At 44.0% G+C, this 11,968-nt stretch carries 8 protein-coding genes and 1 pseudogene; 6 read left to right on the top strand and 3 right to left on the bottom strand.

What is annotated here, in order from left to right:
* Window positions 1-43: 43 nt before the first annotated feature.
* Complete coding sequence (locus MIS45_RS01780) at window positions 44-571, top strand: hypothetical protein (protein WP_249450821.1); 528 nt, start codon at window positions 44-46, stop codon at window positions 569-571.
* Between the two features lie 179 nt (window positions 572-750).
* Here MIS45_RS01780 and MIS45_RS01775 read toward each other — a convergent pair whose 3' ends face one another.
* Window positions 751-1,035, bottom strand: a complete 285-nt coding sequence (locus MIS45_RS01775) for a putative quinol monooxygenase (protein ID WP_249450820.1) — start codon at window positions 1,033-1,035, stop codon at window positions 751-753.
* Between the two features lie 338 nt (window positions 1,036-1,373).
* Here MIS45_RS01775 and MIS45_RS01770 point away from each other — a divergent pair, with 338 nt between their 5' ends.
* The 3 genes from MIS45_RS01770 to MIS45_RS01760 all read left to right on the top strand — a co-directional run bounded on the left by MIS45_RS01770 (window position 1,374) and on the right by MIS45_RS01760 (window position 6,973).
* Window positions 1,374-4,223 carry a valine--tRNA ligase gene (locus tag MIS45_RS01770; RefSeq protein WP_249450819.1) on the top strand — a complete coding sequence of 950 codons (2,850 nt, stop codon included), beginning with the start codon at window positions 1,374-1,376 and terminating at the stop codon, window positions 4,221-4,223.
* Window positions 4,224-4,580: 357 nt separating this feature from the next.
* On the top strand, window positions 4,581-5,813 hold the full coding sequence (locus tag MIS45_RS01765) for an adenine-specific methyltransferase EcoRI family protein (RefSeq protein ID WP_249450818.1): 1,233 nt from the start codon (window positions 4,581-4,583) through the stop codon (window positions 5,811-5,813).
* Complete coding sequence (locus tag MIS45_RS01760; protein WP_249450817.1) at window positions 5,810-6,973, top strand: HNH endonuclease family protein; 1,164 nt, start codon at window positions 5,810-5,812, stop codon at window positions 6,971-6,973. Before MIS45_RS01765 ends, MIS45_RS01760 begins: the two co-directional genes overlap by 4 nt.
* A gap of 106 nt (window positions 6,974-7,079) precedes the next feature.
* Here MIS45_RS01760 and MIS45_RS11435 read toward each other — a convergent pair.
* Both MIS45_RS11435 and ilvD read right to left on the bottom strand, forming a co-directional pair.
* Window positions 7,080-7,302 (bottom strand): annotated as a pseudogene (locus MIS45_RS11435) (redoxin family protein); the annotation flags it as partial.
* Window positions 7,303-7,450: 148 nt separating this feature from the next.
* The gene (ilvD, locus tag MIS45_RS01750; protein ID WP_249450816.1) at window positions 7,451-9,310 is read right to left on the bottom strand and encodes a dihydroxy-acid dehydratase; all 1,860 of its coding nucleotides are present in this window, start codon (window positions 9,308-9,310) and stop codon (window positions 7,451-7,453) included.
* A gap of 305 nt (window positions 9,311-9,615) precedes the next feature.
* Here ilvD and MIS45_RS01745 point away from each other — a divergent pair, with 305 nt between their 5' ends.
* A complete protein-coding gene (locus tag MIS45_RS01745; RefSeq protein WP_249450815.1) occupies window positions 9,616-10,578 on the top strand; it encodes a calcium/sodium antiporter in 963 nt (320 codons plus the stop codon).
* Window positions 10,579-10,775: 197 nt separating this feature from the next.
* Window positions 10,776-11,924 carry a molecular chaperone DnaJ gene (gene dnaJ, locus MIS45_RS01740; RefSeq protein WP_249442935.1) on the top strand — a complete coding sequence of 383 codons (1,149 nt, stop codon included), beginning with the start codon at window positions 10,776-10,778 and terminating at the stop codon, window positions 11,922-11,924.
* The last annotated feature ends 44 nt before the right edge of the window (window positions 11,925-11,968 follow it).

Here is an 11,968-nt window from a genome sequence, read left to right as displayed (position 1 = left end):
CAGATTTCGTATCTGCCCTTATTTTTGATAAGTGAGTTGAAAAATGAATTATCCGTATGTACGTTTGATATTGGCTTATCCCACCACCATTGCTGTTTTGTCTGGCTTAATCCCAACCGTTTTATTTGCAATTATTTGTTTACCCATATTTCTGTTTTTTTGCTTTGGGATTGTGGTGCGTTCCGAGACTTTGCTGTCATTAGAATTATGGAATTTTGTGAAATTGTGTTCGCTTTTATTGTTAGCGGTATTTTTACCATTTATTCAAATGGGTGCGGTTTCAGGAGTTGTGTGCAGCTTATTTACCGTGTTATTTCGTCTGAAAAGAAGCACAATCAGCGTGATAATATTAGGTATCGTGGGTGGTTCGGTTTTGTGGCTAATGGATTTAGCTGGTGTCAGTTTGGTTGATGGCAGCGTGTATCGTTCCAAAACATTGAGTTGGCATAACACAAATATTGCTCGCGCTTCTTCTGGTACATTGCTGATTATACTGCTGTATATGGCTGGATTAGTAGCCAGTATTTCAGTTTTATTTTTACCAAGTGATATTGCTTTGGAAGAATCATGAAGATGATAAATGGATTATTGTGTAGGGGATTGTATCCACATGTTTATGATATTAGCGAGCATTCGTATTTTTCAGGCTGCCTAAAACGTAATTTGATGTGAAAAATCGCCCGAAAAATGGTTTTTTGGGCGATTTTTTATTTTACTGGACGCGAAATTTTTTCAGGCTGCCTGAAAAATTCACAACAATGATAATGTGTGAATCGCCAAACCATTTACCGTCATTGCCACCAATTTGGGGGCGTTGGCGGTAAAAAATTCGGTTTGCAAATGGGCATCTAAATCGGCTTGGCTTTGCCAGCGTTCAATAAAACAATATTGGTCGGTTTCGCCATTGACTGCGCCACAATCGTAGCTGATGCAACCAGCATGCGTGCGGCTTTCTTCGACAAATGCTTGAACCAATGCCAAAAATTCAGCTTTGCATTCAGGTTTAACTTGTGCAGTTGCATATACACCAATCATGATTCACTCCTTGAAATAGGGTTGTCTGAAATGAAAATGATACAGCGTTGCCAACTCCTCTATGTACTTTGTGTGTACACGGAAGTTACTATCGCCTTATCTTAATTTCTATTTTATAGTGAATTCAATTTAAACCAGTACAGCGTTGCCAGCTCCCTTATGTACTATGTGTACACGGCGGTCGCTGTCGCCTTGTCCTGATTTAAATTGAATCTACTATAAATGACTATACAAAAGTTTGAACCTAAAAACAAGTTTGCTATTTTCAGGCTGCCTATTCCGTTGTTTTGCTATAATACCGTATTTTTCATCACAAATTTTTACAGGCAGCCATCAAAATGTTGAACAGATACACTCCCTCCGAAATTGAAACCAAACATTATCAAAACTGGGAAAAACTCGGCTATTTCCAGCCCGATATGAGCCAAGCCAGCGCACAAAACAGCTTTTCCATTCAACTGCCGCCGCCAAATGTAACAGGCACGCTGCACATGGGACACGCGTTTAACCAAACCATTATGGACGGCTTAACGCGCTACTACCGCATGGCAGGCAAACAAACGTGCTGGATTCCGGGAACCGACCACGCGGGCATTGCCACCCAAATCGTGGTAGAACGCCAGCTCGCCGAACAAAACTTATCGCGCCACGATTTAGGTCGTGAAGCGTTTTTGGAAAAAGTATGGCAATGGAAAGAACAATCAGGCGGCACGATTACCCAACAAATGCGCCGCGTGGGTTGCTCCGCCGACTGGTCGCGCGAATATTTCACGATGGACGCGCCACGCGCCGAAATCGTTACCCAAGTCTTTGTGAAATTATACAATCAAGGTTTGATTTATCGCGGTAAACGCTTGGTCAACTGGGACCCTGTTCTCGGTACGGCTGTGTCGGATTTGGAAGTGGAAAATGTGGAAAGCGATGGCTCCATGTGGCACATTCGTTACCCATTGGCGGATATGCCGTCTGAAAGCGTGATTGTCGCCACCACGCGCCCCGAAACGCTGTTGGGCGACGTTGCTGTAGCCGTTAATCCGACCGATGAACGCTATCAGCACCTGATTGGCAAATCTTTGATTTTGCCGCTTACAGGTCGCACCATTCCCGTGATTGCCGATGAATATGTGGACAGCGAATTTGGTACAGGCTGTGTCAAAATCACGCCCGCGCACGATTTCAATGACTACGAAGTCGGCAAACGCCACGACACGGCTTTGATTAACGTATTGAGTTTGGACGCAAAAATTTTGGCACAAGCGGAAGTGTATGATTACCGCAGCAATGTACTGGAATCTTTCAGGCTGCCTGAAAAATACGCAGGTTTGGATAGATTTGCTGCGCGTAAACAAATCGTGGCGGATTTGGCAGAACAAAATTTGTTGGCTGACACGAAACCGCACAAATTAATGACCCCCAAAGGCGACCGTACAGGTTCGGTCATTGAACCCATGCTGACCAATCAATGGTTTGTGAATATGCACGCAGCCCCCAATGGCGGCGAACCTGATTCCGAATTTAAAGGCATGAGTCTGGCGCAAAAAGCCAAACACGCCACCGACAGCGGCGCAGTTAAATTTATTCCCGAAAACTGGATTAACACCTATAACCAATGGATGAACAATCTGCAAGATTGGTGCATTTCGCGCCAATTGTGGTGGGGACACCAAATTCCTGCGTGGTACGATGAAAGCGGCAAAATTTACGTTGCCGCCACTGAAGAAGAAGCGCAAAAACAAGCAGGCAGCCTGAAACTCACTCGTGATGAAGACGTATTGGACACATGGTTCTCGTCTGCGCTGGTGCCGTTTTCCACTTTGGGCTGGAAAGACGGCGAACCCGATACGGCTGAATTAAAAGCATTTTTGCCGTCCAATGTGCTGGTTACGGGCTACGAAATCATCTTCTTCTGGGTGGCACGTATGATTATGATGACCACGCATATTGTGGGCAAAGTGCCGTTCCATGACGTGTACATTCATGGCATTGTGCGCGACCATGAAGGCAAAAAAATGTCCAAATCCGAAGGGAATGTGATTGACCCTGTGGATTTGATTGACGGCATTGATTTGGATAACTTATTGATTAAACGTACAACAGGTTTGCGTAAACCCGAAACCGCGCCACAAATCAAAGAAGCCACCAAAAAACTCTTCCCCGAAGGCATTCCCGCCATGGGCGCGGACGCATTGCGTTTCACGATGGCGAGTTACGCGAGCTTGGGTCGCAGCGTGAATTTTGATTTCAAACGCGCCGAAGGTTACCGCAATTTCTGCAACAAAATTTGGAACGCCACCAATTTTGTTTTGATGAATACGGAAGACAAAGACTGTGGCTACGGCGCACACGCCACCGAGCCACGCGCCTACTCATTCCCCGACCAATGGATTATCGGGCGCGTGAACCAAGTGGAAGAACAAGTCGCCAAAGCGTATGAAAGCTATCGTTTTGATTTGGCGGCGGAATTATTATACAGTTTCATTTGGAATGACTATTGCGACTGGTATTTGGAATTGGCGAAAGTGCAATTGCAAACGGGTTGCGAAAGTCGCCAACGCGCCACACGCCATACTTTATTGCGCGTATTGGAAGTGAGTTTGCGTTTGCTGCACCCGATTATGCCGTTTATCACGGAAGAATTGTGGCAAGTCATCGCGCCGATGTGCGACCGCAAAGTGGCGGACAGCATTATGAATGCGCCGTTCCCGATTGCCGATTTGAGTTTTGTGGAACAAAGCGCGTTTGACAAAATGACTGCATTGCAAGACTTGATTGGTGCGGTGCGTAATTTGCGCGGCGAAATGGGCATTGCACCGAGCGTGAAAGCCCCATTATTTGTGGAAAGCGCGGACGATTTGGCGGATTATTTAAAATATCTGCCGATGATGGCGCGTTTAACCGAAGCCACGCAAGTTGCCACGCTGCCTGAAAGCGAAGATTCGCCCGTTGCCGTGTGCAATGGTGCGCGTTTGATGCTGAAAGTGGAAGTGGACAAAGCCGCCGAAACCGCGCGTCTGAACAAAGAAGCCGAAAAATTGCAAAAAGCCTTGGATAAACTGAACGCAAAATTGTCCAAAGCAGGCTATATGGACAAAGCCCCCGCGCATTTGGTGGAAAAAGACAAAGCAGAATTGGCTGATTTGCAAGAGAAAATGGCGAAAATTCAGGTGGCGTTGGATAAATTGAAGTAATCTGAAAATCAAAAATTCAGGCTGCCTTACAGTACACGATTTGTTGTAGGTCGGGCATTCATGCCCGACCTACTGAAACCACGCAAAAATTGTTGTGTATTGTAATGCTGCCTGAAAACACAAATTTAAGATGACAAACATTGTGTTTTAATACATGATTTTGTTTCTTTATGTAAAAACACTTGACAAATTTAAATAAGGATTAAAAATGAACACGCAACACGCAACACGCAACACGCAACACGCAACACGCAACACGCAACACGCAACACGCAACACGCAACACGCAACACGCAACACGCAACACTAGCGTAAATTCTCTTTCTCAATCTTTCAATGCTTTTTTGGGAGATTGAGATGTCAAAAAGTATCAAAAACAGCAATCTCTCAAACGCCAAAAAAGCCAAAAATGACGAGTTTTACACGCAATATCATGACATTGAAAAAGAGATGAATGCCTATCTTGATTTTGATGAAAATGTGTTTCGTGGCAAAACCATTCTTCTGCCTTGCGATGACCCTGAATGGTCTAATTTCACCCTGTATTTCGCCCAAAATTTTGCACGACTTGGTTTAAAAAAGCTGATTAGCACCAGTTTTGCCCACCAAAGCAAAAATTTGAATACCCCTTATCAGCCTAGCTTGTTTGAAAGCGAGAGCCCCATTTTTAATAACGAAAAATCCAAGCAAAAAGGCAAAATTTTCACGCTCACCGAAGACATCAATCAAGATGGCATTGTGGATTTAAAAGATTTGCAATGGCAATATTTAACGGGCGATGGCGATTTTCGCAGTGATGAAATCAAAAATTTGCGTGATGAAGCCGACATTATTATTACCAATCCCCCATTTTCTCTATTTCGTGAATTTATGGCGTGGATTATGGATGCGAATAAAAAATTTGCCATTATTGGTAATAAAAATGCCATTACTTATAAAGAAGTTTTTCCATTGATTAAAGACAATAAAATATGGTCAGGCTCAATGCCAATGGGCGCAGATATTTTATTTCATATCCCAGAATATATGGAAAATGATTTTATTGAAGCCAAACAAGAAGGGAGTGCCTATCGCAAAATTGACAATAAAATAATGGCTCGCTCTACTGGAATGTGGTTTACCAATTTAGAACATGGTCGCCGTCATCAACCATTGCAGTTAATGACAATGGAGGATAATTTAAAATTTAATAAATCCTTGAAAAAAGAACAATATCGCAATGCTTATCAAGAATATGATAATTATCATGCCATTGAAATTCCATTGGTTAATGCCATTCCGTCTGATTTTGATGGCGTAATGGGTGTGCCGATTTCATTTTTGGATAAATATAATCCCGAGCAATTTGAGATTTTGGGGGCTACTCAGCGTGGTTGCCATGATGCCGTTCCTGATATTAAAAAATATGATGATTATTGGGAAATGAAGCAAAGTGGTGAGAGAACAGGTTCATCTGGCGGTAAAACAAATGAAAATGCAAATTTAGCAACTAATGATGGAAAAAAGAATTATTTTATAAATAAAGAAGGTCATATCGTGCAATCGACTTATCAACGTATTTTTATTCGCCATAAAGGAGTAAAAAAATGAAAACCAAATTGAACACCCAAATTACCATCGCCCAATTATGCGAAGGCTTTCAATACAATGAATTGGAAGGCAAAGGCTTGTTTGGACTTTCAGGCAGCCTGACCATTCAGCCCGAATACCAACGCAATTATATTTATGCAGACGGCAAAAAAGATGTGGCGGTCATTCAATCCATTTTAAAAGGCTATCCACTTGGTTTGATTTATTTTAATCAAACGGGCGATGATACTTTTGAAGTTTTGGACGGTCAGCAACGCATTACCAGCATTGGGCGTTTTGTTACCAATAAATTGTCCATTATTGATGAAAAAGGCACTCCTTATACATTTTCTAGTTTGCCAAAAGACAAGCAAGATTTGATTTCAAATACCACGATTTTGGTTTACGAATGCAAAGGTACGGAAAGCGAAATTAAAGAATGGTTTAAAACCATTAATATTGCTGGTGTGCCACTCAATGAACAAGAATTATTGAATGCAGTTTATTCAGGTTCATTTGTAACACTTGCCAAAGCAGAATTTAGCAATTCACAAAATGCCAATATCCACAAATGGTCGGCTTTTGTCAAAGGTACGCCACTCCGCCAAGATTTTTTGGCGTGTGCATTGGATTGGGTCAGTCGGGGGAACATCAGTGATTACATGAGCCGTCATCGGGGTGATGATAATATCCATGAGCTAAAAACCTATTTTACTACCATCATTGATTGGATTAACACAACATTTGTTGATGTGAAAAAGGAAATGTGCGGTTTGGAATGGGGTAGATTGTACGAAACTCATGGCAAAAATCCCTATAATCCAACTGAATTAGCCAAAAGATTAAATGAATTATACGATGACCCAAGCATTAAAAACAAAAAAGGTATTTGGGAATATTTGTTAGGCGGTGAAAGTGATAAACGGCTTTTGGATATTCGCATGTTTGACGAAAAAACCAAAAAAGAAGTGTATAACAAGCAAACGCAAAAAGCCAAAGAAAACAATCATTCAAATTGTCCACTTTGTGCGATTGGCGATAATGCCAATAAAACCAAAATTTGGACATTAAAAGAAATGGAAGCCGACCACGTTACCGCTTGGAGCAAAGGTGGGCTAACTGGTATTGAAAATTGTGAAATGCTTTGTATGAACCACAATCGGGCAAAGGGTAATAAATGATTGAGCTACATAAGTGAACGATAAATTTTCAGGCTGCCTGAAACCCAAAAAACACAGAACAAACCCAAAAGATTTGCTCTGTGTTTTTTTATTTCAATTCAATTGATTACAAAATCACCAAAGCCGCTTCATAATTCGGCTCTTGCTTGATTTCAGGAACCAGTTCGCTGTGCAAAACGCGATTGTTTTCGTCCAACACAATTACCGCGCGCGCCGTCAAACCCGCCAATGCACCCGAAACCATCGTCACGCCCACTTGTTGCGCGAAATCACGGTTACGGAATGCGGAAACCGTTCACATTGTCCAAACCTTCTGCGCCACAAAAACGTGTTTATTATGGAATGTCAGATACAAGAATCTGACCTACAATTTTGGATTTTGCAAAAGTTTCAAACTATGTTGTAAAACTTGCTTACCCAAAGGCAGCCTGAAAGGAGAAAAATCCCTTTCAGGCTGCCTGAAATCATTTTATTGAATTATTTTTCAATTTGCGACACATCACGCACCGCACCTTTATCCGCCGAAGTTGCCATCAAACCATACGCGCGTAAGGCTGGCGAAACATAGCGGTCGCGATTCACAGGTTTCCATGCTTGGCTGCCACGCGCTTGCATTTCAGTGCGGCGTTGTGCCAGTTCTTCATCAGCAATTTTCAGATTGATGCTGCGATTGGGAATGTCAATTTCAATGGTATCACCTTCGTGCACCAATCCGATTGCACCACCTTCTGCCGCTTCAGGCGAAACGTGTCCGATGGATAAACCCGATGTGCCGCCTGAAAAACGTCCGTCTGTCAGCAAGGCGCAGGCTTTGCCCAAACCTTTTGATTTTAAATACGAAGTGGGATACAGCATTTCTTGCATACCAGGCCCGCCTTTTGGGCCTTCGTAGCGAATAATCACAATATCGCCCGCCACAATTTGATTTGCCAAAATGCTTTCCACCGCTGCGTCTTGGCTTTCAAACACACGCGCGCGTCCTGTGAATTTCAAAATGCTGTCGTCCACGCCTGCGGTTTTCACCACGCAACCGCGTTCGGCAATGTTGCCAAACAACACCGCCAAACCGCCGTCTTGCGAATAAGCGTGTTCCACGCTGCGGATACAGCCTTTTTCGCGGTCTAAATCCAAAGTTTTCCACATGCGGTTTTGCGAGAATGCTTGTGTGGTACGCACGCCACCAGGGGCAGCTTTAAAGCGTTCAATGGCAACGGTGTTTTCGGGATTGGTAACATCCCATTTTTCAATGGCTTCTTTCAGGCTGCCTGAATGAATGGTGGGTACATCGGTATGCAATTTGCCTGCTTTGTCCAATTCTTTCAAAATGCCAAAAATGCCACCTGCGCGATGCACGTCTTCCATATAGTAATCGTGATTATTCGGCGCGGTTTTGCAAATGCACGGCACAATGCGACTCAAACGGTCAATGTCTGCCATTTTGAAATCTACTTCGGCTTCGTTGGCAACGGCAAGCAAATGCAAAATGGTGTTGGTGGAACCGCCCATGGCGATGTCCATGGTCATCGCGTTTTCAAAGGCTTTTTTGCTGGCGATGCTGCGCGGCAACACGCTTTCGTCATTTTGTTCATAATAACGGCGCGTGATGTCCACAATCAGGCGCGCGGCTTCCAAAAACAAATCTTTGCGTCCTGCGTGGGTCGCCAAATACGAGCCGTTGCCTGGTAAAGACAAGCCCAAAGCTTCGGTTAAACAGTTCATGGAGTTGGCGGTAAACATGCCCGAACATGAACCGCAAGTGGGGCAAGCATTTTGTTCTACTTCGTTGATTTGGCTGTCGGAAACATTGTCATCGGCAGCCTGAATCATCGCATCAATCAAATCCAAACGGCTTTCTGGGGCAATATTGATGCTGCCGATGACTTTGCCCGCTTCCATTGGGCCACCCGATACAAATACAGTGGGAATGTTCAAACGCATCGCCGCCATCAGCATTCCAGGGGTGATTTTGTCGCAGTTGGAAATGCACACCAGCGCATCGGCGCAATGCGCGTTTACCATGTATTCAATGGAATCGGCAATCAAATCGCGGCTGGGCAAGCTGTACAACATGCCGCTGTGTCCCATCGCAATGCCGTCATCAACGGCGATGGTGTTAAATTCTTTGGCGATTGCGCCCGCTTTTTCAATTTCGCGCGCCACCAGTTGCCCCATATTGTGCAAATGAACGTGCCCTGGGACGAATTGGGTAAATGAATTGGCGATGGCGATAATCGGTTTGCCAAAATCGCTGTCGGCTACGCCTGTGGCGCGCCATAAGGCGCGTGCGCCTGCCATGTTTCTGCCGTGTGTGGAAGTTTTGGAGCGGTAATCGGGCATTTTTGTGTTCCTTATTATTGATGCGAGATGTAAAAATATAGATTAAATGTTTCAGGCTGCCTAACAGTACACGATTTGTTGTAGGTCGGGCATTCATGCCCGACAACAATGCTGTAAGGCAGCCTGAAAACACAATAACCGCGATTTTATACCAAATTTTTGTTTTCAGGCTGCCTGAAAGCCATTTTCAAATATTTTTGAATAGGCAAATCAAATATTGTATTTAGGATAATCTTTTCAGGCAGCCTGAAAATATCTGCTACAATCTCGCACTTTTAACTAACTGAAAATTCAGAGAACAAAACATGATTTATGCAATTTTAGCCGTCATCATTGGCTTGGTGATTTTGGTGTGGAGCGCAGACCGTTTTATTGATGGTGCGGTTGCCACTGCCAAACATTTTGGCATGTCGCCTTTGTTGATTGGCATGGTGATTGTGGGCTTTGGCACGAGCGCGCCAGAAATGGTGGTGTCGGTGATGTCGGCAATCAATGGCAATGCAGGGATTGCGTTGGGCAATGCCTATGGTTCAAATATTACCAATATTGCCTTGATTTTGGGCGTAACCGCTTTGATTAGCCCGATTGTGGTACAAAAAAACATTGTGAAAGTGGAATTGCCTGTTTTGATGGGTATCACGGCATTTGCGGTGTTTCAATTATGGGACGGCAAACTCACTTTGTTGGATGGCTTGATTTTGTTGGTGGTTTTGGGGGCATACATGATATGGACGGTTGTCAGCAATATGAAAGGCGCAGACAATATTGTTGAGAACATTGCTGACGAATTGGACAATGCACAAATGCCATTGAAAAAGGGCATATTGTGGTTGGTGGTGGGGTTGATTGCTTTGGTTTTGAGTTCGCGTTTGTTGGTGTGGGGCGCGGTTACCATTGCACAAACTTTGGGCGTAAGCGATTTGATTATTGGTTTAACGGTGGTGGCGGTTGGCACATCGTTGCCCGAATTGGCATCTTCCATTGCAGCGGCGCGTAAAGGTGAACACGATATTGCGGTGGGTAATATCGTTGGGTCAAACCTATTCAACACTTTAGCGGTGGTGGGTTTGGCTGCCAGCATTCAACCTATGGACATATCGCCCATTGTTTTAAGTCGTGATGTGTTGATTATGGCGGTGCTGACGGTATTGTTGTTTGTGTTCTGTTTGGGCAAAGGGGGAACAGGCAAAATCGGGCGCGTGAAAGGTGGCGCATTGTTGGCGGCATATATAGCGTACACAGTATATTTGATTGCCACTGCATTTTAATTTACCCAAACCATTTCGGAAAATATAGTCGCAACCACCGTGTACAAATCACATTAAAAATTGGAATCACTGTACTATTTTTTATAGTAACCGACTATATCAACAAAATTTACGATAAATAGGCAGCCTGAAACTTGATTTTTTTCAGGTTGCCTCCATATTGCCAGCATTCAGATTTTATTATTGAAAAAAACATCATGAGTAATCAAGATTATTACGAAACACTTGGCATCAGCAAATCTGCCAGCGATGACGACATCAAAAAAGCCTATCGCAAAATGGCGATGAAATATCACCCCGACCGCAATCCAGACAACAAAGAAGCGGAAGAAAAATTCAAGGAAGTTCAAAAAGCATACGATACTTTATCCGACCCACAGAAAAAAGCCGCTTACGACCAATATGGACACGCGGCGTTTGAACAAGGTGGTTTTGGTGGCGCAGGCGGTGCTGGTGGTTTTGGCGGATTCAGCGGCGGTTTTGGTGGCGCAGGTAGCTTTGATTTTGGCGATATTTTCAGCCAAATGTTTGGCGGAGCGGGTCGTCAGCCCAATTATCAAGGTGCGGATGTCAGCTACGGCGTAGAAATCACTTTGGAAGAAGCGGCATCTGGCATCAAAAAACAAATCACGATTCCAACGTATGAAGAATGTGATGTATGTCATGGTTCGGGCGCGAAAGAAGGTACCAAAGCAAGCACTTGTCGTACATGTGGCGGTTCGGGTACGGTTCACGTTCGCCAAGCGATTTTCCAAATTCAGCAAACCTGTCCAACATGTAGCGGTTCAGGTAAAGAAATCAAAGACCCGTGCAACCGTTGTCATGGCGAAGGACGCGTGAAAACCAGCAAAACGGTGGAAGTGAATATTCCTGCGGGTATTGACGATGGACAACGCATTCGTCTGACTGGCGAGGGCGAACCAGGAACGCATGGCGCACCTGCGGGCGATTTGTATATTCATGTTTCCGTGCAAGAACACAAAATCTTCCAGCGCGACCCCGATAATCCAACCGACTTGCATTGCGAATTGCCCATTAGTTTCGCCACCGCTGCTTTGGGTGGCGAAGTGGAAGTACCAACTTTGGACGGCAAAGTGAAATTAACGATTCCTGCTGGCACGCAAAATGGCAAACGTATGCGCGTGAAAGGTAAAGGTGTGAAATCGGTGCGCAGCAGTTTAGTGGGCGATTTGTATTGTCATGTGATTGTAGAAACGCCGATTAATTTAACCGAGCGTCAAAAAGAATTGCTGGAAGAATTTGAGCAAATTGCAACGGGTTTAGACCGCAGCCAAACGCCACGCCAAAAAAGTTTTTGGGAACGTTTGAAAGATAAATTTGATTGATATAAAGGCAGCCTGAAAAACATTTTTCAGGCTGCCTTATTATT

Origin of the sequence: Wielerella bovis (genome assembly GCF_022354465.1) — a bacterium.
Taxonomy (GTDB): domain Bacteria; phylum Pseudomonadota; class Gammaproteobacteria; order Burkholderiales; family Neisseriaceae; genus Wielerella; species Wielerella bovis.
Note: the sequence above shows the minus strand (reverse complement) of the source record. Positions and strands in the feature narration are given on the sequence as shown.